A 23,384-nucleotide genomic window follows, 5' to 3' on the forward strand; every position below is an offset into this window, starting at 1 on the left:
CATGAGCGTAGCAGACCGTCCTGCCTCCCCTGAACCCGACGACCTCGGCCACTGCCTTGCGCTGATGGTGTCCGATGGCGCGCCCGACGTGATCATGAGGGGTGAAATCCGCGACAAAGACCCCATGCAGCACGCCATGGCCTACGCCGAAACCGCGCACCGCGAGGTGCTGATGGACCTGTCGCTCAACCTCAAGGGCGTGGTCGGCCAGCGGCGGCGGCGCGGCACTGCAGCCAAAAAAATCAACGAAATAAGCCTATAGCCCAGTACTGGCGGAAAGCAATAACTACCAAAAACATAGCATTCAATCTGCGTGCAACAAGGCAAGCCCGGCAGGGCAGCAGGGCCTAGGGTTAACCCTATGTCGGCCGTATCCGCTGCTAAAATTCCCGGCTTGCGCTGCCGCGCCCCCTACCCTCACCCGGAGCCCGCCTCTCATGTCCATTGCCGATCGCGTGCGCAACCCCGCCCTGAACACCAAAATCATGTCGGCCGAAGCGGCCGCCGAGCTGATTCCCGCCGGCGCCAATGTCGGCATGAGCGGCTTCACCGGCGCGGGCTACCCCAAGGCCGTGCCCCAGGCGCTGGCGCGGCGCATCGAGCGCCTGCACGCGGCGGGCGAGGCGTTCCGGATTGGCCTCTGGACCGGCGCCTCGACCGCGCCCGAGCTCGACGGCGCGCTGGCCAAGGCGCACGGCATCGAGATGCGCCTGCCCTACCAGTCCGACCCGGTGGTGCGCCAGCAGATCAACACGGGACAGATGCAGTACACCGACATCCACCTCTCGCACGTGGCGCAGCTGGCCTGGTTCGGCTTTCTGGGCCACCTCGATGTGGCGGTGGTCGAGGTCGCGGGCATTTTGCCGGACGGCCGGCTGATTCCCTCGTCCTCGGTCGGCAACAACAACACCTGGCTGGACCAGGCCGACAAGATCATTCTGGAAGTCAACACCCTGCAAAACCCCGGCCTGGAGGGCATGCACGACATCTACTACGGCACCCGCCTGCCGCCCCACCGCCTGCCGATTCCGCTGACGGGCCCCGGCGACCGGATTGGCGAGACCTACCTGCGCTGCGACCCGGCCAAGGTGATCGCCGTGGTGCACACCCACCAGCCCGACCGCAACTCGGCCTTTGCCGCGCCCGACGACACCTCGCAGCGCATTGCGGGCCACATCATCGAGTTCCTGCAGCACGAGGTCAAACGCGGCCGCCTGCCAGCCGACTTGCTGCCGCTGCAGTCGGGCGTGGGCAACATCGCCAACGCCGTACTGGCCGGCCTGAACGAAGGCCCGTTCAACAACCTGACGGCCTACACCGAGGTGCTGCAGGACGGCATGCTGGACATGCTGCGCTCGGGCAAGCTGAGCATGGCCTCGGCCACGGCGCTGTCGTTCAGCCCCGGGGCGCTGGCCGACTTCAACGCCAACATCGACTTTTACCGCCAGCGCATCGTGCTGCGCCCGCAGGAAATCAGCAACCACCCCGAGCTGGTGCGCCGCCTGGGCGTGATCGCCATGAACGCGATGATCGAGGCCGACCTCTACGGCAACGTCAACTCCACCCACGTCATGGGCTCCAACATCATGAACGGCATCGGCGGCTCGGGCGACTTTGCGCGCAACGCCTACCTGTCGTTCTTCATGACGCCCTCGGTGGCCAAGGATGGCGCCATCTCCTGCATCGTGCCCATGGTCTCGCATGTGGACCACACCGAGCACGATGTGGAAGTGCTCGTGACCGAGCAGGGCCTGGCCGACCTGCGCGGCCTGTCGCCCACGCAGCGCGCACGCCTGATCATTGAACAATGCGCCCACCCGGACTTCCGCCCGGCCCTGCGCGACTACTTTGAACGCTCCCAGCGGGGCGCCTCGGGCCGGCACACGCCGCACCTGCTGAACGAGGCGCTAAGCTGGCATGCGCGCTACGTGGAAACCGGCCACATGCTGCCTGACGCGGGCCGGGAAAAGCGGCTGCATCTGGCGTGATGGGGTTTTAGGCCGGCAGCTCTGCGCGCCGCCTGGAAATTCAGCAAATTGCTTCGCGGGTTGAGCCGCTGCCCGATCGTCAAGGGGCTGGGCCGGGCAGCCACGTTGAAACAACGCCAACCAAACCGGACCAAATTCATACCAATCCGTGATCCCGCGCGCAGCGATCCGGGCGGCATGGACAGCATTCAGCCGTCCGCTTTGCGCAAAAGTTGATCAAGTTGCTCTTGAATGGGGGCAGTTTTTACCGGACATTGGGCGATATTGGTATTTATTGGTTTATATTTCAACCAATTGTCGTTTTAACCCAGGGGCGTGACCACGCCCGCCTACAGGAGAAGCCAGTGCGGATTGCAACATATGTTCAGGGTGGCACGCGCCACATCGGTGTCGTGTCCGCCGATGGTCAGCAGATCACCCCTTTCAAGGTCGCTGCGGAAACCGCGCAGCGCGGCGCGCTTGCGCTGATCGAGACGCTCGCTTCGGGAGGCGCGCTGCCTCCCCTGGACGCCACCCCTATTGCGGTGTCCTCGGTCAGGCTCGAAGCCCCGCTGCCGATGCCGCGGCGCAACCTGTGGTGCGTCGGGCGCAATTACCATGCCCATGCCAGGGAGCTGTCCGCCTCGGTGTTCAAGGACAACGACAGCAACCCGGAAGCGTGGCCGATTGTGTTCACCAAGGTGCCCGAGTGCGTGGTGGGGCCCCATGACGATGTGCGGCTGCCCGGTGCCGGTATTTCGGACCAGATCGACTACGAAGCCGAACTGGCTGTGGTGATCGGCAAGGGCGGCAAGAACATCACCCGCGCGAACGCGCTGGGCCATGTGTTCGGCTACACGATTGTCAACGACGTCACCGCCCGCGATGTGCAAATGCGCCATCAGCAGTGGGACATGGGCAAGTCCTTCGACACCTTCTGCCCCATGGGGCCGTGGATTGTGACGGCCGACGAGCTCGACGGCACGAAGACGCGGGTGCGCTGCTGGGTCAATGGCGAGTTGCGCCAGGACGGGCCGACCGACAACATGATCTTCGACATCCCGACCCTGATCGAGACCATTTCGCGGGGCATCACCCTGTACCCGGGCGACGTGATTGCCACGGGTACACCGGCCGGCGTCGGCATGGGACTCAAGCCCCCTCGCTACATCAAGACAGGTGACGTCATACGCGTCGAAATCGACGGTATCGGGGCCATCGAGAACCGTTTCATCTAATATCGACCAAGGGGCTTCATAAAAAACCCCGGTTTACCAAGGAGACAAAAATGAATGCACGTCGAACCGTCCTGAAAGCCTTGAGCATGCCCCTGCTTGCGGGCATGATGACCATGCCCGCCCTGGCGCAGGAAGATTACCCCAGCCGTCCGGTCACCATGGTGGTTCCGTTTCCGCCTGGCGGCGTCGCGGACACCGTCGGACGCCCCGTTGCAGAAGCGATGGGGCGCTACCTGAAGCAGCCCGTCATCGTCGAAAACAAGAGCGGTGCCGGTGGCGGCATTGGCATGGGCCAGGTGGCCAAGGCCAAAGCCGATGGCTACACGCTGCTCATGGCCTTGTCGTCCTTCGTGGTGCTGCCCGAAGCCGACAAGCTGCTCAAGCGCACGCCGATGTACCAGCTCGACCAGCTCAAGCCGATCGCCCGCTTCACCGCCGACCCGACGGTGCTGGTGGTGCGCGCTGAAAGCCCCTGGAAAACCTATGCCGAGTTCATCGCCTACGTGAAGTCCAATCCGGCCAAGGTGTCGTTTGGATCTTCGGGCAATTACGGCACCATGCATGTCCCCATGGAACAGTTGAAAGCAGCCACCTCCAGCTACATGCTGCACGTTCCCTACACCGGCGCCGGCCCCGCCGTGTTTGCTTTGCTGGCCGGACAGGTGGATGCCTTGTCCACCGGACCCGCCAGCGTCTTGCAGCAAATCAAGTCTGGCAAGCTCAGAGCGCTGGCGCATTGGGGAGACGGCAGGCTGGCCGTGATGCCTGATGTCCCGAGTTTCAAGGAGTTGGGTGTGCCGGTCGTGTACTCCCAATGGGCGGGCATGTTCGCCCCGGCGGCGACGCCGGCTGCGGTTGTAGAGAAGTTGCGCCAGGCCGCCAGGTTCGCTGCGCAGGACCCGCGCGCCGTGCAGGCGCTGACCGCCGCAGGAACCTCTTTCCAGTTTCAGGATGCACCGGATTTCGAGCGCTTCGTGCAGACCGATGCGCGCGCCATGACGTCGCTGGTGCAGCGCATCGGGAAAGTGGACTGAGCAGCTTCCCGCCTCTGCACAGACCCATGCGACTGGCGGCATAGGGATCGACTGGCGCCTGGCTGCTCAGGAATGTCATCCTGAACGGCCAGGCGGTTGCGCTTTAATTGCCCCCGCGCAGCCGCTCGATCAGCCCGTTGAGCTCGTCCAGGGATGAAAACTGGATCGCCACCTCGCCCATGTCTTCGCGCCGGCCGTGGCGCTTGACCTGTTTTTTGACACGGACTTCGACCTCGGCCATCAGCAGGTCGGCCAGTTCTTCTTCGACGCGCAGGGTGTCGCGTGACTTTTCCCGAACGGGTTTTTCCGGCCTGGGCGCAAAGTCGGCGCTGGTTTTTTTGACCAGGCTTTCGGCCTCGCGCACCGACATTTTTCTGGCGGCGATCTGATTGGCGGCGGTAATTTGCGCGGCGCGGTCCAGGCTGAGCAGCGCGCGGGCATGGCCCATGTCCAGGTCGCCGGCCATCAGCATGGTCTGCACCGGATCGGCCAGGTTCAAGAGGCGCAGCAGGTTGGACGCCGCGCTGCGCGAGCGGCCCACGGCCTGCGCGGCCAGCTCGTGCGTCATGCCAAACTCTTTGACCAGGCGCTGCAGGCCCTGGGCCTCTTCGAGCGGATTGAGGTCTTCGCGCTGGATGTTTTCAATCAGCGACATGGCCGCCGCCGCCTCGTCGGGCACGTCGCGTATCAGCACCGGCAGGCTGTCCAGGCCGGCCAGTCTGGCGGCCCGAAAGCGCCGCTCGCCGGCAATGATTTCGTACTTGCCGTCGTTGGCGCCACTGTTCAGGCGACGCACCAGAATCGGCTGCATGATGCCCTGCGCCTTGATGGACTCGGCCAGTTCGTAGAGCGCGCCCTCGTCCATGCGGGTGCGCGGCTGGTACTGGCCGGCCACCAGGTCGGTGAGCCGCAGCGTGGCCGGCAGGCCGGGGCTGGTGGCGCTGCTGCCCGCGTTGTCGGCGTCAGCCGATTCGCTGACTTTGGGTCCGAGCAAGGCTTCCAGGCCGCGGCCCAGGCCTTTGAGTTTTTTGGTGACCATGTGCTTGTCTTGTCTTTCTGTTTTCAAATCGGGGCTGCGTCAGGCACGCATCAGCTGCAGCAGCTGCGCGTAGGCCAGCGGCCAGTCGCCCAGCGCGCTGTCGGCATTGAGGTGACCGCACGGGCCGGCGTCGATGTAGTCAGCGCCCCAGTCGGCGGCCAGCTGACGGGCCCGCTCGGGCGCGCAAAAGGGGTCGTTGCTGCTGGCAAACAGCACCGAGGGAAACGGCAGCGGGCCCCGGGGAAGCGGCGACCAGCCCGGCAATTGCTGGCGCAGGTCGTCCCGCTCCACATCGGGCGGCGCCACCAGCAGCGCGCCCTTGACGCGCTGCGTGTTGCGGGAGTGCGCGGCCCAGGCCGCCACATGCACGCAGCCCAGGCTGTGCGCCACCAGCACGGCAGGCTCACTGCACGACAGCAGCACGTCTTCAAGCCGCGCAATCCAGTCGCCACGCAGCGGCCGCAGCCAGTCGTGCTGCTCCACGCGGGTGTAGCCGTGCGTGCGCTCCCAGCGGCTTTGCCAGTGGTCGGGGCCACTGCCTTGCCAGCCGGGAAGTATCAGGACGTTGCTTGATTTCATGGTTTTTGGGTCATTTACGCTATGTTTTTAATAGCGGCTTGTGCCCGCTGCATAAGCGCTACAGGCCTTATTTTCATAAAACATGACGTCACATGCCCTTGATACGCTCCACCATTTCGTGGGCAAAAACAATAAAGGCCTGCGCGCCCTTGGACGACGGATCAAAAATCACGCCGGGCAAGCCGTAGCTGGGCGCTTCAGCCAACCGCACATTACGCGGGATCATGGTGTTGAATACCTTGCTGCCAAAGTGATCCTTGAGCTGCTCGCTGACTTGCTGCTGCAGCGTGATGCGGGGGTCAAACATCACGCGCAGCAAGCCGATGATCTGCAAGTCCTTGTTGAGGTTGGCATGCACCTGCTTGATGGTGTTGACCAGATCGGTCAGGCCTTCGAGCGCAAAGTACTCGCACTGCATCGGCACAATCACGCCGTTGGCGCAGCACAGACCGTTGAGCGTGAGCATGGAGAGCGAGGGCGGGCAGTCAATCAGCACGAAATCGTAGTCTTTATCCACCTCCAGCAAAGCCTGCTTGAGGCGCTTTTCCCGGCGCTCCAGCGGCACCAGTTCAATCTCGGCGCCGGTCAGCTCGCGGTTGGCGCCCAGCACGTCGTAGCCGCACTTCTCGCTGTGCACGCGGGCCTCCGCGACGCTGGCCGATTCGAGCAGCACGTCGTAGACCGTGAGTTCAAGCTTGCGCTTGTCCACGCCCGAGCCCATGGTGGCGTTGCCCTGCGGGTCCAGGTCAATCATCAGCACGCGCTGGCCGACCTTGGCCAGCCCCGCCGCCAGATTGACGGTGGTGGTAGTTTTGCCGACCCCGCCCTTTTGGTTGGCAACGCAGAATATTTTGGCCATGTGGTTCTTTTTCTTTGCGGGTAGTCGGAAGTCGGCAGTCGGCAGTCGGAAGGGGTTTACCTGGAAATGGCCAGCTTGATGCCAAAGGCGATCAAAAACACGCCTGCGGTTTTTTCAAGCGTGGCCAAAATCCGGGGGCTGGCCCGGATGCGCTCGGCCAGGGTGTAGGTCAGCAGCACGGCAATCAGGCCATACAGAAAGGTCAGCGCCGCAATGGTCGCGGCCATCACGCCAAACGTTTTCAGGCCCTGGTGCCGGGCCGGGTCCACGAACAAGGGGAAAAAAGCCATGTAAAACACAATCGCCTTGGGATTGAGCAGCGTGATCAGCAGCGCCTGACGCGCGTAGTGGCGCGGCCTGATCAGCAGGATGGGCGCATCGCCGGCCTTGGCCAGCAGCATTTTGAAGCCCATCCAGGCCAAGTAGGCCGCCCCCATCCACTGCACGACATGAAAGGCAGCCGGGTAAGCGGCCATCACGGCCGACACGCCGGCCACGGCAGACCAGAGCAAGACCTGGTCGCCGGCAATGACGCCCAGGGTGGCGGCCATGCCGCCCGCAATGCCGCCCTTGCCGGTGGAGGTGATCAACGCAAGGTTGCCGGGCCCGGGAATCAGCAGAAAAATGATGATGGCGGCGACAAAGGCGCCGTAGTCGGCGACACCGGCGACACTGGCAGAGAGACCCAGCATGAAATTCCCCAAGAGCTAGAGCGCTTGAGTTTACGACAGGGTGCGCGGCTCACGCCGTGTATTTGCGCCTATTGCAGGCCATGCGGCTGTGCCGCATGGCCATGGCTCCAGTTTTGGCGCTTACTTTTCAGGCAGGGCCGGTGCCTTGCGCCGCAGCCAGACCATGCAGCGTTCCGCGTCCAGCCCGGGGACCTGCAGTTGTTCCACGTGAAACAGTTCGATGCCGGGCGGCAACAAGGTCAATTCATTGGCCGGGTGCTTGCCCTTCATGGCCATCCAGACGCCCTGCGGTGCCAGCGCATCCACCGACCACTGCGTGAAGTCAGCCAGCGAGGCGAAGGCCCGCGAGCAGACCACGTCAAACGGCTGCGTGATGCTTTCCACGCGCGCATGCAGGCCCGTGAGGTTAGGCAGCTTCAGGGCCAGCGCCGCCTGCTTGATGAAGGCGGCTTTTTTGGCAACGGTATCGACGCAGGTCACGGCCACAGCGGGGCAGCAGATCGCAATCACCACGCCGGGCAAACCGGCGCCCGAGCCCACGTCAAGCAGGCGACTGCCCTGCGCCAGGCCAGCATGCTCCAAATGACGCTGCAAGGGCCTGATGGCGGCCAGGCTGTCGAGCAGATGATGCGTCAGCATTTCCGCCGGGTCGCGCACGGCCGTCAGGTTATAGACCTTGGTCCACTTGGCAATCAGCGCCTGGTAGTCCAGCAGCTGGCTGACCTGGTACTCGCTCAGGTCCAGCTGCAGCGCCTGCAGGCCCGCCAACAATGCGGCGCGCATCAGGCCTGGCCCTGTTCGGTGGCCACGACCGGCGTCGTGTTTTTCCACAGGTTCTTTTTCAGGTGCACCAGCAGCAACGACACGGTGGCGGGCGTGACACCCTGGATGCGCGAAGCCAGCCCCAGCGTTTCAGGCCGGTGCTTGGCCAGCGTCTGCCGTGCCTCGAAGCTCAGGGCCGAGACCTGCAGGTAATCGAGGTCGGCGGGCAGCTTGAGGTTTTCATACTGCGAGGTGCGTTCGACCTCGATTTTCTGCTGGTCAATGTAGCCGGCGTATTTGGCCGTGATTTCAAGCTGTTCAATCACGCTCCGGGCCAGCTCTGCAGAAAGGGATGTTTCACGTGAAACATCACCCTCCTCCAGCGCAATATCGGGGTTGGCATACTGGCCTTCGTTCAGCGACATCAGCCCGGCGTAGCTCACATCGGGTCGGCGCAGCAAATCGGCCAGGTTGTATTCGCGCTCAATGGCCTTGCCCAGCACGCGCTCGGCTTCGGCCACCGGCAGGTTGTTGGGGTTGATCCAGAGCGAGCGCAGCCGCTGTGTTTCACGTGAAACAGCATCGCGCTTGCGGTTGAAGGCGTCCCAGCGCGCGTCATCGACCAGGCCCAGTTCGCGGCCTTTTTCGGTCAGGCGCATGTCGGCGTTGTCTTCGCGCAGCATCAGGCGGAACTCGGCCCGGCTGGTAAACATGCGGTAGGGCTCGGTCACGCCCTTGGTGATCAGGTCGTCCACCAGCACACCCAGATAGGCCTCGTCACGGCGCGGCAGCCAGGCATCCTTGCCCTGGCACTGCAACGCGGCGTTGATGCCGGCAAACATGCCCTGGGCTGCGGCCTCTTCGTAGCCTGTCGTGCCGTTGATCTGGCCGGCAAAAAACAGCCCGCTGATGGCCCGGGTTTCAAAGCTGCTCTTGAGCGCGCGCGGGTCAAAGTAGTCATACTCAATCGCATAGCCGGGCCGCAAAATATGGGCATTCTCCATGCCCGCCATCGAGCGCACCAGCGCGTACTGGATGTCAAACGGCAGGCTGGTCGAGATGCCGTTGGGGTAAATCTCGTGGGTCGTCAGGCCCTCGGGCTCCAGGAAAATCTGGTGGCTGTCCTTGCCCGCAAAGCGGTTGATCTTGTCTTCCACGCTCGGGCAGTAGCGCGGTCCCACGCCGTCAATCTTGCCGGTGAACATCGGGCTGCGGTCAAAGCCGGAACGGATGATGTCGTGCGTTCGTTCGTTGGTATGGGTGATCCAGCACGGCATCTGCTGCGGATGTGGAATGGCGCCGCCCATGAAGCTGAACACCGGCACCGGCCCGGCGGTGCCGCCCGGCATGCCGTCGCCCGGCTGCACCGTGCACTTGCTGAAGTCAATCGAGCGGCCGTCCAGGCGCGGCGGCGTGCCGGTTTTCAGCCGGCCCTGCGGCAGCTTGAGCTCTTTGAGCCTGCTGCTGAGCGAAACGGCCGGCGGGTCGCCAGCCCTGCCCGCTGCATAGTTGTTGAGCCCCACATGAATTTTTCCATCCAGAAAAGTCCCGGCCGTCAGCACCACGGTGCGCGCGCGAAACTTGATGCCGATCTGCGTCACGGCGCCCACCACGCGCTCGCCTTCGACCATCAGGTCATCGACCGCCTGCTGGAACAGCCACAGGTTGGGCTGGTTCTCCAACATGCGCCTGATCGCGGCCTTGTACAAAATGCGGTCGGCCTGCGCCCGGGTGGCGCGCACGGCCGGGCCCTTCGAGCTGTTCAAGATACGGAACTGGATGCCGCCCTCGTCGGTGGCCAGCGCCATGGCGCCGCCCATGGCGTCCACTTCTTTCACCAGGTGGCCCTTGCCAATCCCGCCTATCGACGGGTTGCAGCTCATCTGGCCCAGCGTCTCGATGTTGTGGCTCAGCAGCAGCGTCTTGCAGCCCATGCGGGCGGCCGCCAGCGCGGCCTCGGTGCCCGCGTGACCACCACCGACCACGATCACGTCAAATTCTTGGGGGTAAAACATTTCAAGCCTCTATCAATTCAGTTGTCGGACCGGCGACCGGGGCCCTGCCTGGGTGCCCATTTTCAGGCCTTCAGGTTTTCGGGGGGTCGAATGCACGGGGAGTAGCACCCCGATGAAGGCGGCAACATCGCCCAGCCCTGCGGGGCCGAGTCTGCGCCAAGCGCCGGTGCCAGCGCGCAGCAAGCTCTCCATTTTACCGAGTTGAAGCAAACCCTGTGTAGCAGGGGCACAGTCCGCACGCCCGGCCTTCTTCGGGTTACGCTAGGCCTGTTCCGACCCATTCAACACCGCCATGCCTTCACCCGACACCTTCATCGCCTTTTTTGGCGTTTCCGTCCTGCTCGGCCTGTCGCCCGGTCCTGACAATGTGTTTGTGCTGATGCAGTCCGCGCTGCGCGGGCGGCGCGCCGGCCTGTTCGTGGTGCTGGGCCTGTGCACCGGCCTGCTGGTGCACACCGCCGCCGTGGCACTGGGACTGGCGGCGGTGTTTGCCGCCTCGCTCACCGCCTTCACGGCGCTGAAACTGGGCGGCGCAGCCTACCTCGCTAATCTGGCGTGGCAAGCGTTTCGCGCGCCCACGGGCAGCGCGGCCGCCCCGCAGGCAGCGACCCCGGGCGACGCGCAGATGTACCGGCGCGGCGTGCTCATGAACCTGAGCAATCCCAAGGTGGTGATCTTCTTCCTGGCCTTTCTGCCGCAGTTCGTGGACCCGGCGCAGGGCCGCATCGGCCTGCAAATTGTCTGGCTGGGCGCGGTGTTCATGCTGGCCACGCTGCTGACGTTTGGCGCCATCGCCTGGTTTGCCGCGTCGCTGGGACAGGCCCTGCAGCGGTCAGCGCGGGCGCAGCAGGCCTTGAACTGGCTGGCCGGCATCGTCTTTCTGGGCCTGGCCGTCCGCCTGGCCCTGTCCGAGCGCTAGCCATTTTTTCCATCCCTTCCTTTTAAAGCGCCCTATGAAACTTCTGGTCTTTGCAGGCAGCACCCGCCTGAACTCCTTCAACCGGCAGCTGGCCCAGGCTGCGGCAACGCTGGCACGCGCCAGCGGCGCCGAGGTCACCCACCTCGAACTGGCTGACTTTGACATTCCCCTGTACAACGCCGACCTGGAAGCGCGGGGCACGCCGCCCGACGTGATGAAGCTTAAAGAAATAATGCAGGCTCACCCGGCTTGGCTCATCTGCTCGCCCGAATACAACGGCAGCTACACCGCGCTGCTCAAAAACACCATCGACTGGGCCTCCAGGCCGGTCAAGAACGACCCGGTCTGGCAGGACGGATTGAAGTCCTTCCGCGGCAAGGTGGTGGGTCTGCTCAGCGCCTCTCCCGGCGCGCTGGGCGGCCTGCGTTCGCAAAGCCACCTGGTGCCGCTGCTGGTCAACCTGCAGTGCTGGGTGGCGCCCACCGCATTTGCGCTGGGCAGCGCGGGCGATGCGTTTGATGCCGACGGCCAGCTGCGCCAGGACGCCCACCGCAAGAGCGTGCAGGCGGTGCTGGACCAGGTGCTGTTCGCGGCCCGGCGGCTGGCCGTTTAAACGTCATTCCCGGGCGACTTGTTGCTATTTTTTTCATAGCTATAAGCACCCGTATTCAGGGAGCAAGAAGCACTTTTCACCTTATAAAATCAATGGCCAGCGCCGCACTTGCACGGAAAAATTGCGCTGCATCAAGGCATTCGGGCGCAGCCCGGCATAGACTTGGCAATGTATCTGACCGGAGTCGCGAGAACGGCACCAAGGAGACTGATTTGCTGCCTGCCTGCATCACCCATGCCGACTGAGCGCCAGACGGAGACAGGAAGCCTTCATGGATAAACACTACCTCACGCCCCTTTTCTGCCCCGAGTCCATCGTGGTCTTTGCCGGCCAGGCCGAAGACCCGGCCAGCCAGACTCCGCAGGCCAGGGCGCTGCACGTGGCGCTAAGGGCCCAGCGCTACACCGGCACCCTGACCTTTCTGGACATCCACACCAGCGGCACGCTGGCCGACCTGGCGCAGTCGCGGGCCGATCTGGCCATCATTGCGCTGCCGCCCAAGGATGTGGCCGCCGCGCTCGAAATTGCGGGCCGCATGACCTGCCGCGCGGCACTGGTGATCTCCAGCGGCATCAGCGCGGACCAGGCCGACGAACTCAAAAAAATTGCGCGCCGCGAGGGCGTCTATCTGCTGGGCCCCAACGGCTTGGGGCTGCAGCGCCCGCTACTGCAACTCAATGCCAGCGCGGCCGGTCCGCTGGCGCGGGCCGGCTCGCTGGCGCTGGTGTCGCAATCCGGTGCGCTGACCTCCTCGATTCTTGACTGGGCCAGCAACAACGCGGTCGGGTTTTCGTCCGTCGTGTCACTCGGGCCCAACACCTCGGTGGACATTGCCCAGGTGCTGGACTTTCTGGCCAACGATGCGCAGACCCAGAGCATCGTCGTCTACCTTGAAGGCATCTCCAACGCGCGCGGCTTCATGAGCGCGCTGCGCTCGGCCGCCAATGCCAAGCCGGTGGTGGTGCTCAAGGCCGGCCGCAAACCGGCGGGCAACGAAGCGGCACAGACCCACAGCGGCGCCATCGTCGGCAGCGACGACGTATTTGACGCCGCCCTGCGCCGCGCCGGTGCGGTGCGGGTGCGCTCGTTTGTCGAGCTGTTCTCGGCGGCCAAATGCCTGGCATCGCGCTACCGTCCGGTCGGCAAGCGCCTGGCCATCGTCACCAACGGCGGCGGGCCCGGCGTGCTGGCGGCCGACTGGGTCAATGAAATCTTCCTGCAGCTGGGCCGCCTCTCGCCCAAATCGGTCAGCGCCCTGAAGCCACTGCTGCCCGAACTCGCTTCGCTGGTGGACCTGATCGACCTGTCCGAAGAGGCCAGCCCCGGCCACTACCAGGCGGCCATCGAAGCGGCCGGCAAAGACCGCGAGATCGACGGCGTGCTGGCGATTTACTCGCCCAAGGCCGGGGCCGACCCGGCCGAGGTGGCGCGCGCGCTGGCCGAGGTCAAGCGCACCATGGGCAAGCCGCTGCTGTCGTGCTGGATGGGCGACTCGTCGGTCGTTGCGGCGCGCGGCATTCTGAACGACGCCGCCATTCCCAGCTTTCGCACGCCCGAGGCCGCCGTCGGCGCCTTTGGCAACATCGCGTCGTTTTATCAAAACCAGCTGCTGCTGCAGCAAACCCCGCCGCCCCTGTCCACGCTGGCCAAGCCCGACATCGAGGGCGCGCGCCTGGTGATTGAAAACGTGCTGGCCGAGCGCCGCACGGTGCTGACCGAGATGGAGTCCAAGACCCTGCTCGCCGCGTTTCACATCCCGGTCACCAAAACCATTTTGGCGCGCAGCGCCAACGAGGCCATGATGATTGCCACGCAGCTGGGCTTTCCGGTGGCGCTCAAGATCGATTCGCCCGACATCAGCCACAAGTCCGACGTGCAGGGCGTGATCCTCAACGTCATGAATGCCGCCAGCGTGCGCGACAGCTACAGCGACATGCTGCAGCGCGTGACCCGGCTGCTGCCCAAGGCCCATATCAACGGCGTGACGGTGCAGAACATGGCGCGTCACCGGCGCGGCCGCGAAATCTACATCGGCCTGGTCACCGACGAACCGTTTGGCCCGGTGATCGCGTTCGGCGCGGGCGGCACCATGATCGAGCTGATCGACGACCGCGCCATGGAACTGCCGCCGCTCAACCAGTTTCTGGCGCGCCGCCTGATCGAACGCGCCCGCGTGGCCGAAACACTGGGCGAGTGGCGCGGTGCCAGCGCCGTCAACCGGGAGGCGATGGAGCAGGTGCTGCTGCGCGTGTCCGAGATGGTGTGCGAGCTGCCCCAGCTGCGCGAGATGGACATCAACCCCCTCATCGTTGACGAGTCGGGCGCGGTGGCCGTCGATGCCCGCATCGTCATCCACAACGTGCCGCAAGCGGCCAGTGGTCACGCCAACAACTACAACCACCTGGCCATCCTGCCCTACCCGGCGCGCTACGAGCATGTCTGGCCGCTGCGCGGCGGCGGCGAATACACGGTGCGCCCGGTTCACCCGGACGACGCCCAGATGCTGCAGGAGCTGGTGCACAAGCTGTCGCCCCAGAGCCGCTATTTCCGCTTCGTATCCTCGCTGATCGAGCTGCCGCCGGCCATGCTGGCGCGCTTCACGCTGATCGACTACGACCGCGAAATGGCGCTGGTCGCCGTCTTCAAGGAGCGCAGCGCCGGGCCGGACGGCGAGATCTCGGGGACCGAGCGCATCGTCGGCGTGTCACGCTACATCACCAATCCAGACCGCGCCAGTTGCGAATTCGCGCTGGTGGTGGCCGACGACTTCAACGGCAAGGGCCTGGGTTCGCGCCTGATGCAAAGCATCATGGACGTCGCGCGCGACAAGGGGCTGAGCGAGATGGACGGCCTGGTGCTGGCCAACAACCCCGGCATGCTCAAGCTCATGCGCAGCCTCGGCTTTAGCGTCAAGCCGTTTGCCGAAGACCCCGATTTCAAGCTCGTGACGCACGCGCTGTGAGCGCGCGTCGCCCACCTTGCTGTTTGCTCTTTATTTAATAGCTACCAATCCCCGTATTTATTGGGCTAACGGCACTTTTTATCATGAAAAAAGCACCGGCCAGTCCCTGCGGCGTCAGCCCGCTGTAGACAATCCGGGCCACACTGCAGGCAACCCATTTTCAACACCAGGAGAGACCCATGACCCGTGAAGTCGTAATTGTGAGCGGTGTGCGCACCGCCATTGGCACCTTTGGCGGCAGCCTCAAGGACAGCCCGCCCACCGAACTGGCCGCGCTGGTGGTGCGCGAATCGCTGGCGCGCGCCAACGTCGGCGGCAAGGACGTCGGCCATGTCGTGTTCGGCCATGTCGTCAACACCGAACCCAAGGACATGTATTTGTCGCGCGTTGCAGCCATCAACGGCGGCTGCGCCGAAGGCACGCCCGCCTTCAACGTCAACCGCCTGTGCGGCTCCGGCCTGCAGGCCATCATTTCGGCCAGCCAGAGCATTTTGCTGGGCGACGCCGACATCGCCATTGGCGGCGGCGCTGAAAACATGAGCCGCGGCCCCTACGCCAGCCTGAGCACCCGCTTCGGTGCCCGCATGGGCGACACCAAGATGATAGACATGGTGGTCGGCGCCCTGCACGACCCGTTTCACACCATCCACATGGGCGTGACGGCAGAGAACATCGCCGCCAAATGGGGCATTACCCGCGAAGACCAGGACGCGCTGGCCGTTGAAAGCCACAACCGCGCCCAGCGCGCCATCGAGGCCGGCTACTTCAAGGACCAGATCGTGCCCGTGATGCTGAAAAGCCGCAAAGGCGAGGTCGCCTACGACACCGACGAGCATTACCGCCCCAACTGCACGCTGGCCGACATGGCCAAGCTCAAGCCCGTGTTCATCCAGGAAAACGGCACCGTCACCGCCGGCAACGCCTCCGGCATCAACGACGCCGCCGCCGCCGTGGTGCTGATGGAAGCCGGCACCGCCAAGGCGCGTGGCCTCAAACCGCTGGCCCGCCTGGTCGCCTACGCCCATGCCGGCGTCGACCCCAGGTACATGGGCATTGGTCCCGTACCCGCGACCCAGCTGGCGCTGAAAAAAGCCGGTTTGACGGTCAAGGACCTCGACGTGATCGAAGCCAACGAAGCCTTCGCTGCTCAGGCCTGCGCCGTCACGCGCGACCTCGGCCTGGACCCGGCCAAGGTCAACCCCAACGGCTCCGGCATTTCGCTCGGCCACCCGATTGGCGCCACCGGCGCGCTGATCACCGTGAAAGCCCTGCACGAGCTCGAACGCGTTCAGGGCCGCTACGCGCTGGTGACCATGTGCATCGGCGGCGGCCAGGGTATTGCGGCGATTTTTGAGCGGGTCTGATTTAAGAAATTAGCGCCGTAACGCTACGCTACGCTATTCATAGCGCCTCCTGCCCGATATAAAAGGGCAGGAGGCGTTTTTCGTTCAAGAAAAGTAACTATTCAGGTGGGTGGTATTTCCATCGTTCCCGTGTAGACGGGAACCCAGTTGCGGCGCTCATCCAGGCCAGTGCCGCACGCTGGATGCCCGCCTTCGCGGGCATGACGGAAGTTTTAAGAAACCTCGTCTTGAATGGCGGACTACCTGAGTAGTTACATAACTTCCGGTCTCAACTACCGCGTCTGTCCGCCAGTTCCTTCATCGCAATGTGCAGCGGCATCGCCTCTACGCCGTCGTGCAGCGGGTAGGCCTCAGCGCCGGGGTAAATCACCCATTTTTTAACCGGCTGGATGTCATCGCATGCGCTGTAAAAGCCGCGCTCTACTTTGGGGGTGGTGCTGCGCTTGACTTCGATGGCCCAGTGCTCGCCGTTGGGCCAGGTCAGCAGCAAATCAATTTCCGCGCCGGCGCTGCTGCGGTAAAAGCTGGGTGTGACGTCTGAAGGGGCCACGGCCAGCAGGCTTTCAACCACGTGGCCTTCCCAGCTGGCGCCGACGACGGGATGCGACAGCAAGCTGTCCATGTCGGTGATGCCCAGCAGGCTGTGCAGCAGTCCGCTGTCGCGGATGTAGATTTTCGGCGACTTCACCAGACGCTTGCCCTGGTCGCTGTGCCACGGGCCAAGCCTTCGGACAAGCAGCAAATCGGTCAACAAATCCAGGTAACCGCCAGCGGTGCGTGTGTCCACGCCCAGGTTGCGCGCCAGTTGCGCGACGTTCACGGTACTGGCCTGCAGGTGCGCCAGCATGGTCCAGAAGCGGCGCAACATCTCGGCAGCGATGCGGGGCGCAAACTGCGCGACGTCGCGCTCCAGGTAGGTGCGCGTGAAGTCGCGCCGCCAGCGCACGCTGTCTGCCAGGGTATCGGCCGTGAGTGATTCAGGAAATCCGCCGCGCAGCCACAAGTCGTCCCAAAGCGATGGGGGCACTTCCAGGCGGTGCAGGCCGCTCAACTCCATGAACGCCACACGGCCCGCCAGCGTCTCGCTGCTGTGCTGGATCAGGTCGAGCGAGGCGGAACCCAGCAGCAAATACAGGCCGGTTTTACGGCCACCGTGCGGATTGCGCCGGGCGTGGTCAATCAGCCCGCGCAGAGGCTCAAACAAGGTGGGCAGGCGTTGCACCTCGTCCAGCACCACCAAGCGGTCTTGCTGGGCACGCAGATACTGCTCGACATTGCTCAGCTTGCTGCGGTCCTCGGGGGATGCAAGGTCAAGGTACATGCCATCAGGTCGCGCCAGGCTCAGCGCCAGCGTGGTTTTGCCAATCTGGCGAGGACCCAGCAGCACCACGGCGGGCGTACTGCGAAGCGCTTGCTGCATTTTCTGGGTAATGAATCTGTCAAACATTAATGCAATTATGGAGTCACGATGTACTTTTTGCAATGTTAAATAAATGTCGAAGCATTCAAATTCACCCCGCACACACCCACGTGTAACACTCAGATCACAGCAACTTCATCTTCTTGGCCGCTTCGCGCAGCTCCCCCCGGAAGTCGGGGTGCGCGATGCTGATCAGTGCTTCGCAGCGCTGGTGGGCGGTTTTGCCGCGCAGCTGGGCCACGCCGAACTCGGTCACCACGTAGTTGATGTCGTTTTTGCTGGTCGACTGGTGCGTGCCGGCGGACAGGCTGGGCACGATGCGCGAGAGGGTGTCGTGCTTGGCGGTCGAAGGCAGCACGATGAAGGCCTTGCCGCCGTTGGAGCGGTTGGCGGCGCGCACAAAGTCGGTCTGGCCGCCAGTGCCAGAGTAAGGCGCAGAGCCCAGGCTTTCCGAGCCGCACTGGCCCATGAAGTCGATCTGCATGGTGGCGTTGATGGCGTGCAGGTTGTCGTTCTGGCCGGCCAGGTAGGGATCGTTGGTGAAACCGACCGGGTGCATCTCCACCGCCGGGTTGCGGTGCAGGAACTGGTACAGCTTCTTGGAGCCCAGGGCAAAGGTGGCCAGCATCTTGCCGTTCTGGTAGTTCTTTTTGCGGTTGGTGACCACGCCGGCCTCGACCAGACTCATGATGCCGTCGCCAATCATTTCGGTGTGAATGCCGAGGTCATGCTTGTCGGTCAGCTGCATCACCACCGCATCCGGAATGCCGCCATAACCGATCTGCAGCGTCGCGCCGTCCGGGATCATGTCGGCCACGTAGCGGCCTATGGCTTCCTGCACCGGCCCGATCCTGGGCAGACCGACTTCCAGAAGTGGTTCCTCACTTTCGGTGAGCGCCGCTACCTGCGACACATGGATGTGACAGTTGCCGTTGGCAAACGGCACATGGGGGTTGACTTCGAGCACCACGGCCCGGGCCTGCCCGATCGCGGCCATGGTGTAGTCGGGCGCCAGCGACAGCGAGAAAAAGCCGTGCTCGTCCATCGGCGACGCCATGGAAAACACGACATCGGCCGGAATCAGCTTGCGCGTGATCAGCTCGGGCAGCTCGGAAAAATTGGCCGGAATGAAGTCGGTCCAGCCTTCCTGGCCGCCGGCGCGCGAGATGCCGCTGAAAAAATAGGCAATGTGCCGGACATGTTCGGTGGTCTCGGCGTCGAAATAGCCGTACTTGCGGACCGGCAAAATTTGCGAAATGCGCACATTGCGGTAGGCCAGCCTGGCATCCGACAGCGCCGTCAGCAAGGCGGGCGGCTCGCCTACCGCCGTGGGCACCACAATCGTGTCGCCATTCATGACGACCGCAATGGCGTCGGCGGCGGACATGCGTTTTTGCTGGTACAGGGTCTGTGCGGACATGGCGGCTTTCTGTTTCAGGTGGCGTGGGTGACTTTGGATAATTATTGATTATCAAATAAGCGTCGCCCCAAACACCTGACAAAGACCGACCTGCGCCCAAATCAGCCGCCGCCGCGCTGCATATACAGGTCAAAGCGCTTCATGAAGACGTAGCGCTGGTCCGCATCCAGCCCCGAAAAGGCAAAGCGCACCAGCAGGCGCGGAATGCGGGCTTGGCCCAGCACCCGGGGCTCGGCCTGTTGCCAGTCGATCCGCAGCGTGCCCGGGTCAATCGTCACCTGCACGAAAGCCCCATCGCGCTGCCAGGCGTTGTCACCGAGGGCCGCCGGCAGCCAGCCCAGCCATTCGGCTTCAGTGCAGCCCATGTCGCGCTCGAACTGTTCAGGGTAATGCGACTGCACGCCCTAGCCGCCCGCAATCGGCGGCCAGATCGCCAGCACGTCGCCCTCGCTTAGCGTGGTGCTCAGGCGCAGCTCGGGCGCTATGTAGCGGCCGTTGACCAGCACCAGGTGCACCAGCTTGGGCGGCAGGCCGTAGGGCTCGATGATCTGGCTGATGGTGGCGTCGGGCGCCACCTCCAGCTCGACGATGTTGCTGCGGCGCGAAGACTGAGGCAGGTAGTCCGTCAGCGTGGCAAACAGCTTGAAAGTGATTTTCATCGCCGCCGCTCGTCGGCTGCTCCGCTCCACTGGCCCTGCGCCTGGGCGCTGGCCAGATAGGCTTCCATCAGTTTGGTGGGGTCGTGCTTCAGCGTGTCTTTCCAGGGGCCGAGGCGGACTTCGCCTTCGACCAGGCCGCGCATCACGCCCACATGGTCGGTCCAGCCCACGCTGTTGCAGCCCACCAGCACGTCGTCCTTGAACTGCAGGCTCAGGTGGCGGCCCTTGCCGCCGTTGGCCTGGCGGTCGGTCAGCTCGACCTGCTCGCCGCCGGGCACGCCCTCCCAGTTGCCAAAGCTGGTGGAAATCAGGCCCAGCGTATCGAGCACGTTGATCTGGGTCACGCCCTTGAGTTCGGCCCGCTGGCCCACCATGTTGAGCGCGGCGACCCGGGCCTGCTCGGCGGCGTTGGGCTGGATGGCGCTGACGATGGTTTTACCGCTGACCTTGTCAAAGGCCTCGGCGCAGTCGCCTGCCGCATAAATGCCGGGCACGCTGGTCTGCAGATGTTCGTCGGTCAGCACGCCCTGCAGGCAGATGATGCCGGAGTGTTCCAGAAAGGCAATGTTGGGCTTGACGCCGGTGGCGCTGATGACCAGGTCGGCCTCGACCGTCTGCCCGCCGGACAGGCGCACCTTGAGCGGCGTGCCGGGCTCGATCGCTTCCACCCGGGTGCCGGTGAACACCTGCACGCCCTGGGTTTCGCACCAGTCACGGATCATGCCGCCGGCCATCGGGCCCATCATGCGCGGCACCATGCGGTCGCCCATCTCGACCACGCTGAGCTGCACGCCGCGCTGCATGAGCGCTTCCATGATGATGCAGCCGATGAAGCCCGCGCCCATCTGCAGCACGCGCGCCCCAGGCTGGGCCAGCGCCATGATCTTGCGGGCGTCTTCCAGCGTCCAGCAGGGGTGAACGCCTGCGAGGTCCATGCCCTGAATGGGCGGGCGCGCGGGAAGGGAGCCGGTGGCAACCAAGAGTTTGTCAAAAACCAGCGTTTCACCGTTGTCGAGCACTACGGTTTTAGCAGCAGCATCCACACGGCTGGCGCGGGCCGTGACCTGATTAATCTTCAAATCTGCAAAGTGCGACGGCCCCTTGCGCAGGTAGGTGCCGCGCTCGTCGATGTTGCCCATCAACAGGTAGGGAATCGCCATGCGCGAATACGGCGGCTCCGCTTCGTCGCCGACCAGCGTGATGGTGTCCAGCGGCGCGTGCTTGCGGATGGTTTCGGCGGCAATCACACCGGCCGGGCCTGCGCCCAGAATGACATGGTGGGTCATGAAATGGTTCTCCAAAATCAAAAAAGGGGTGGACCTGCAAGCAGCGCCCACCCCCTGCCCTCGTCAGAGGAAAAAGTTTACAGACTCAGGCGCTCGCGGGTTGCGGCTGTCGGCACGCCTTCGCTGTCCCAGCCGCGCGCGGCGTAGTACTTGGGCAGCATTTCGGCCAGCATGTTGACCTTGCCCTTGGCCGGGCCGGTCTTGGCCGGCTCGGTCAGCAGGCGCTTGGGCAGCGAGTCGTCGGCCTTGGTAAAACCGGCCGCGTTGTTGAACTCGCGTTCCATGTTCCAGATGCGTTCGCCGATTTTTTCGAGCTCTTCGGTCGTGTACTGCTCGCCGCAGGCCGCCTGCAACTGGGGCGCCAGGTCGGCCAGGCCCCAGGCAAAGGTGGTGAACACGCACAGCCCCGACGAGTCAAACGCGGCGGTGGCGTCCTGGAAGGCCTTGACCAGTTCGGGCTTGCCTTCGTGCTCCAGCGGATCGGTCTTGACCGGAATGCCCAGCACTTCGGACGCAATGGTGTAGCCGCGCAGGTGGCAGCCGCCCCGGTTGGATGTGGCATAGGCCAAGCCAATACCCTGAATGGCGCGCCCGTCGTAGGCCGGAAACTCCTGGCCCTTGGAGGTCATGGACAAGTCCGGGTGGCCGTACTTGGCGGTCAGGCGCTTGGAGCCCTGGCCAATTTCCTTGCCAAAACCGCGGCTGTAAATGGTTTCTTCCGCCAAAAAGGCCAGCGCCTCGGCCGAGCCGAACGGCGCCGCTATGCCGAGCTGTTCTTTGCTCAGCACGCCCATTTCATACAGTTCCATCACCGCGCCCAGGGTGGCGCCAAAGCTGATCGGGTCTATGCCTTCCTCGTTGCACAGCATGGTGACGTACTGCAGCGCCTCCAGGTCCTTGACGCCGTTGGCGGCACCCAAGGCCCAGGCCGCTTCGTATTCGAGCCCGCCCGAAGCACCCCAGTACTGCGGCTTGTTGGCCACCGTGAAGTGGCCGGCGTCCATCTTGCTGATGCGGCCGCAGGCAATGGTGCAACCAAAGCAGGCCTGGTTGGTGACCAGCTGCTTTTTGCCGTCGGTGTCGCGCGGCGTGGCCATGGCTTCGGCGGAAATGTCCTTGGCGCCTTCAAACTGCACGTCCTGGTGGTTGCGCGTGGGCAGCCCGCCGATTTCGTTGATCACGTTCATCAGCACCTGCGTGCCGTAGGTAGGCAGGCCCTGGCCGGTGACGGCGTTGTCGTGCAGGATTTTTTTCTTCTCGTAGGTCACCTTCATGAAGGCCTTGGGGTCGCGGATATTGCCCACGCCCTTGGTGCCGCGCACTGCAATCGCCTTGAGGTTCTTGCTGCCCATGACGGTGCCCACGCCCGAACGGCCGGCGGCGCGGTGCAGGTCGTTGACCACGGCCGCGTAGAGCACGCCGTTTTCGCCCGCCTTGCCAATGCTGGAGACACGCATCAGCGGGTCCTGCAGGCCTTTTTTGAGCATCTCCTCGGTTTCCCAGACGCTCTTGCCCCAGAGCCAGTCCGCGTCGCGCAACTCGGCCGTGTCGTCATTGATGTAGAGGTAGACCGGCTTGGGCGATTTGCCCTCGAAGATGACCATGTCCCAGCCCGCCATCTTGAGCTCGGCGCCCCAGTAGCCGCCCGAATTGGAGCAGGCAATGGCGCCCGTCAGCGGGCTTTTGGTGATGACGGTGTAGCGCCCGCCGGTGGACGCCATGGTGCCCGTCAGCGGACCGGTGGCCCAGATGATTTTGTTGCCAGGCGCCAGCGGATCGACCTTGGGATCCACTTCGGACACCAGGTATTTGCTGCCCAGGCCACGCGAGCCCAGGTAGGTCTGCGCCCAGTCCATGTTGAGGGGTTCCGACTTGACGGTTCCAGCGGTCAAGTCAACGCGAAGAATTTTTCCAGCCCAAGACATATTCGTTACTCCTTAAGCTGCGGAAGGTTGATTGCCAAGCTTGTCAGCCCATTGCTGCATCTTGCCCAGCCCGGTCCAGTTGGCGTCAATGAAGGTGATGGCCTGCGTCGGGCAGGCCTCGGCGCAGGCGGGTTCACCGCCGCACAGGTCGCACTTTTGCACCTTGCCGGTTTCCTGCACGTAGTTGATGGTGCCAAACGGGCAGGCGATGGTGCAGACCTTGCAGCCGACGCAGGTGGTTTCGTTGACGACCTTGGCGCCGGTGGCCTTGTCGACGGTAATGGCTTCTACCGGGCAGGCATGCAGGCACCAGGCTTCGTCGCACTGGGTGCAGGTGTAGGGCACTTTCTTGCCCGTGTCGTGAAAGTCAAAGACCTTGATGCGCGACTTGGCGGGGGCGAAGACGCCGTAGTTCTCGAAAGAACAGGCCATTTCGCACTGCAAACAGCCAGTGCATTTGTCGGGGTTGATGTGCAACACCTTTTGCATGAGTAACTCTCCTTGGGTAGCAGCCATTGAACGGCTTTGCTATGAATGAAGCTGCATAAGCTATTGTTGAAGTCAGCCCCATAAACCCACCTAGGACAAACCCTGAGTAGGCGCACGCCAGGCCGGAAATTCTCAATATGCG

21 protein-coding genes are annotated in these 23,384 nt (G+C 63.8%); 8 read left to right on the forward strand and 13 right to left on the reverse strand.

Annotation, left to right across the window (positions count from 1 at the left end):
• Window position 1 precedes the first annotated feature (1 nt).
• The 4 genes from Q8K05_RS18905 (at window position 2) to Q8K05_RS15015 (ending at window position 4,239) form a co-directional block, all read left to right on the forward strand.
• Window positions 2-262, forward strand: coding sequence for a hypothetical protein (locus Q8K05_RS18905; RefSeq protein ID WP_370868870.1), 261 nt, complete (start codon window positions 2-4; stop codon window positions 260-262).
• A 175-nt stretch (window positions 263-437) separates the two neighbouring features.
• A complete protein-coding gene (locus Q8K05_RS15005; RefSeq protein WP_305247430.1) occupies window positions 438-1,988 on the forward strand; it encodes an acetyl-CoA hydrolase/transferase family protein in 1,551 nt (516 codons plus the stop codon).
• A 344-nt stretch (window positions 1,989-2,332) separates the two neighbouring features.
• Window positions 2,333-3,205 carry a fumarylacetoacetate hydrolase family protein gene (locus tag Q8K05_RS15010; protein ID WP_305247431.1) on the forward strand — a complete coding sequence of 291 codons (873 nt, stop codon included), beginning with the start codon at window positions 2,333-2,335 and terminating at the stop codon, window positions 3,203-3,205.
• Between the two features lie 50 nt (window positions 3,206-3,255).
• The gene (locus tag Q8K05_RS15015) at window positions 3,256-4,239 is read left to right on the forward strand and encodes a Bug family tripartite tricarboxylate transporter substrate binding protein (protein WP_370868871.1); all 984 of its coding nucleotides are present in this window, start codon (window positions 3,256-3,258) and stop codon (window positions 4,237-4,239) included.
• 103 nt (window positions 4,240-4,342) lie between these two features.
• On the opposite strand, the gene Q8K05_RS15020 is transcribed toward Q8K05_RS15015, so the two are convergent.
• The 6 genes from Q8K05_RS15020 to mnmG all read right to left on the reverse strand — a co-directional run bounded on the left by Q8K05_RS15020 (window position 4,343) and on the right by mnmG (window position 10,185).
• On the reverse strand, window positions 4,343-5,278 hold the full coding sequence (locus Q8K05_RS15020) for a ParB/RepB/Spo0J family partition protein (RefSeq protein ID WP_305247432.1): 936 nt from the start codon (window positions 5,276-5,278) through the stop codon (window positions 4,343-4,345).
• 39 nt (window positions 5,279-5,317) lie between these two features.
• Window positions 5,318-5,857, reverse strand: a complete 540-nt coding sequence (locus Q8K05_RS15025; RefSeq protein WP_305247433.1) for an alpha/beta hydrolase — start codon at window positions 5,855-5,857, stop codon at window positions 5,318-5,320.
• An 88-nt stretch (window positions 5,858-5,945) separates the two neighbouring features.
• The gene (locus Q8K05_RS15030) at window positions 5,946-6,716 is read right to left on the reverse strand and encodes a ParA family protein (RefSeq protein WP_305247434.1); all 771 of its coding nucleotides are present in this window, start codon (window positions 6,714-6,716) and stop codon (window positions 5,946-5,948) included.
• A gap of 56 nt (window positions 6,717-6,772) precedes the next feature.
• Window positions 6,773-7,408, reverse strand: a complete 636-nt coding sequence (locus Q8K05_RS15035; RefSeq protein WP_305247435.1) for a LysE family transporter — start codon at window positions 7,406-7,408, stop codon at window positions 6,773-6,775.
• A gap of 120 nt (window positions 7,409-7,528) precedes the next feature.
• Complete coding sequence (rsmG, locus tag Q8K05_RS15040; protein WP_305247436.1) at window positions 7,529-8,191, reverse strand: 16S rRNA (guanine(527)-N(7))-methyltransferase RsmG; 663 nt, start codon at window positions 8,189-8,191, stop codon at window positions 7,529-7,531.
• Window positions 8,191-10,185 carry a tRNA uridine-5-carboxymethylaminomethyl(34) synthesis enzyme MnmG gene (gene mnmG / locus Q8K05_RS15045; RefSeq protein ID WP_305247437.1) on the reverse strand — a complete coding sequence of 665 codons (1,995 nt, stop codon included), beginning with the start codon at window positions 10,183-10,185 and terminating at the stop codon, window positions 8,191-8,193. Before mnmG ends, rsmG begins: the two co-directional genes overlap by 1 nt.
• A gap of 292 nt (window positions 10,186-10,477) precedes the next feature.
• Between mnmG and Q8K05_RS15050 the strand changes: the two genes are divergently transcribed.
• The 4 genes from Q8K05_RS15050 to bktB all read left to right on the forward strand — a co-directional run bounded on the left by Q8K05_RS15050 (window position 10,478) and on the right by bktB (window position 16,043).
• Window positions 10,478-11,104, forward strand: coding sequence for a LysE family translocator (locus Q8K05_RS15050; protein ID WP_305247438.1), 627 nt, complete (start codon window positions 10,478-10,480; stop codon window positions 11,102-11,104).
• 34 nt (window positions 11,105-11,138) lie between these two features.
• Window positions 11,139-11,717, forward strand: coding sequence for an NADPH-dependent FMN reductase (locus Q8K05_RS15055; RefSeq protein WP_305247439.1), 579 nt, complete (start codon window positions 11,139-11,141; stop codon window positions 11,715-11,717).
• A gap of 271 nt (window positions 11,718-11,988) precedes the next feature.
• Window positions 11,989-14,679, forward strand: a complete 2,691-nt coding sequence (locus tag Q8K05_RS15060) for a bifunctional acetate--CoA ligase family protein/GNAT family N-acetyltransferase (protein WP_305247440.1) — start codon at window positions 11,989-11,991, stop codon at window positions 14,677-14,679.
• Between the two features lie 179 nt (window positions 14,680-14,858).
• Window positions 14,859-16,043, forward strand: coding sequence for a beta-ketothiolase BktB (gene bktB, locus Q8K05_RS15065; RefSeq protein ID WP_305247441.1), 1,185 nt, complete (start codon window positions 14,859-14,861; stop codon window positions 16,041-16,043).
• Between the two features lie 268 nt (window positions 16,044-16,311).
• Here bktB and Q8K05_RS15070 read toward each other — a convergent pair whose 3' ends face one another.
• The 7 genes from Q8K05_RS15070 to Q8K05_RS15100 form a co-directional block, all read right to left on the reverse strand.
• The gene (locus Q8K05_RS15070; RefSeq protein ID WP_305247442.1) at window positions 16,312-17,490 is read right to left on the reverse strand and encodes an ATP-binding protein; all 1,179 of its coding nucleotides are present in this window, start codon (window positions 17,488-17,490) and stop codon (window positions 16,312-16,314) included.
• Between the two features lie 97 nt (window positions 17,491-17,587).
• Window positions 17,588-18,883 (reverse strand): acetyl-CoA hydrolase/transferase family protein, encoded by a 1,296-nt coding sequence (locus Q8K05_RS15075; protein ID WP_305247443.1) that lies wholly within the window; start codon window positions 18,881-18,883, stop codon window positions 17,588-17,590.
• Window positions 18,884-18,984: 101 nt separating this feature from the next.
• Complete coding sequence (locus tag Q8K05_RS15080; protein WP_305247444.1) at window positions 18,985-19,284, reverse strand: hypothetical protein; 300 nt, start codon at window positions 19,282-19,284, stop codon at window positions 18,985-18,987.
• 3 nt (window positions 19,285-19,287) lie between these two features.
• Window positions 19,288-19,542 (reverse strand): MoaD/ThiS family protein, encoded by a 255-nt coding sequence (locus tag Q8K05_RS15085; protein ID WP_305247445.1) that lies wholly within the window; start codon window positions 19,540-19,542, stop codon window positions 19,288-19,290.
• Entirely contained in the window at window positions 19,539-20,828 is a 1,290-nt protein-coding gene (locus Q8K05_RS15090) for an NAD(P)/FAD-dependent oxidoreductase (protein ID WP_305247446.1), read from the reverse strand. The genes Q8K05_RS15085 and Q8K05_RS15090 overlap by 4 nt, the downstream gene beginning before the upstream one ends.
• Before the next feature lie 77 nt (window positions 20,829-20,905).
• Window positions 20,906-22,753, reverse strand: a complete 1,848-nt coding sequence (locus Q8K05_RS15095; protein ID WP_305247447.1) for an aldehyde ferredoxin oxidoreductase family protein — start codon at window positions 22,751-22,753, stop codon at window positions 20,906-20,908.
• Window positions 22,754-22,765: 12 nt separating this feature from the next.
• A complete protein-coding gene (locus Q8K05_RS15100) occupies window positions 22,766-23,242 on the reverse strand; it encodes a 4Fe-4S dicluster domain-containing protein (protein ID WP_305247448.1) in 477 nt (158 codons plus the stop codon).
• Window positions 23,243-23,384 lie beyond the last annotated feature (142 nt).

It is taken from the genome of Polaromonas sp., from assembly GCF_030682935.1.
Lineage (GTDB): Bacteria > Pseudomonadota > Gammaproteobacteria > Burkholderiales > Burkholderiaceae_C > Polaromonas.

Excerpts from the sequence above, each read along its gene's own strand:
- Q8K05_RS15085 (WP_305247445.1), bottom strand. The coding sequence starts at position 19,542 with ATGAAAATCACTTTCAAGCTGTTTGCCACGCTGACGGACTACCTGCCT.
- rsmG (WP_305247436.1), bottom strand. The coding sequence starts at position 8,191 with ATGCGCGCCGCATTGTTGGCGGGCCTGCAGGCGCTGCAGCTGGACCTG.
- Q8K05_RS15035 (WP_305247435.1), bottom strand. The coding sequence starts at position 7,408 with ATGCTGGGTCTCTCTGCCAGTGTCGCCGGTGTCGCCGACTACGGCGCC.
- Q8K05_RS15060 (WP_305247440.1), top strand. The coding sequence starts at position 11,989 with ATGGATAAACACTACCTCACGCCCCTTTTCTGCCCCGAGTCCATCGTG.
- Q8K05_RS15075 (WP_305247443.1), bottom strand. The coding sequence starts at position 18,883 with ATGTCCGCACAGACCCTGTACCAGCAAAAACGCATGTCCGCCGCCGAC.
- Q8K05_RS15005 (WP_305247430.1), top strand. The coding sequence starts at position 438 with ATGTCCATTGCCGATCGCGTGCGCAACCCCGCCCTGAACACCAAAATC.
- Q8K05_RS15070 (WP_305247442.1), bottom strand. The coding sequence starts at position 17,490 with ATGTTTGACAGATTCATTACCCAGAAAATGCAGCAAGCGCTTCGCAGT.
- mnmG (WP_305247437.1), bottom strand. The coding sequence starts at position 10,185 with ATGTTTTACCCCCAAGAATTTGACGTGATCGTGGTCGGTGGTGGTCAC.
- Q8K05_RS15100 (WP_305247448.1), bottom strand. The coding sequence starts at position 23,242 with ATGCAAAAGGTGTTGCACATCAACCCCGACAAATGCACTGGCTGTTTG.
- Q8K05_RS15020 (WP_305247432.1), bottom strand. The coding sequence starts at position 5,278 with ATGGTCACCAAAAAACTCAAAGGCCTGGGCCGCGGCCTGGAAGCCTTG.
- Q8K05_RS15090 (WP_305247446.1), bottom strand. The coding sequence starts at position 20,828 with ATGACCCACCATGTCATTCTGGGCGCAGGCCCGGCCGGTGTGATTGCC.
- Q8K05_RS15055 (WP_305247439.1), top strand. The coding sequence starts at position 11,139 with ATGAAACTTCTGGTCTTTGCAGGCAGCACCCGCCTGAACTCCTTCAAC.
- bktB (WP_305247441.1), top strand. The coding sequence starts at position 14,859 with ATGACCCGTGAAGTCGTAATTGTGAGCGGTGTGCGCACCGCCATTGGC.
- Q8K05_RS15025 (WP_305247433.1), bottom strand. The coding sequence starts at position 5,857 with ATGAAATCAAGCAACGTCCTGATACTTCCCGGCTGGCAAGGCAGTGGC.
- Q8K05_RS18905 (WP_370868870.1), top strand. The coding sequence starts at position 2 with ATGAGCGTAGCAGACCGTCCTGCCTCCCCTGAACCCGACGACCTCGGC.
- Q8K05_RS15015 (WP_370868871.1), top strand. The coding sequence starts at position 3,256 with ATGAATGCACGTCGAACCGTCCTGAAAGCCTTGAGCATGCCCCTGCTT.
- Q8K05_RS15030 (WP_305247434.1), bottom strand. The coding sequence starts at position 6,716 with ATGGCCAAAATATTCTGCGTTGCCAACCAAAAGGGCGGGGTCGGCAAA.
- Q8K05_RS15050 (WP_305247438.1), top strand. The coding sequence starts at position 10,478 with ATGCCTTCACCCGACACCTTCATCGCCTTTTTTGGCGTTTCCGTCCTG.
- Q8K05_RS15095 (WP_305247447.1), bottom strand. The coding sequence starts at position 22,753 with ATGTCTTGGGCTGGAAAAATTCTTCGCGTTGACTTGACCGCTGGAACC.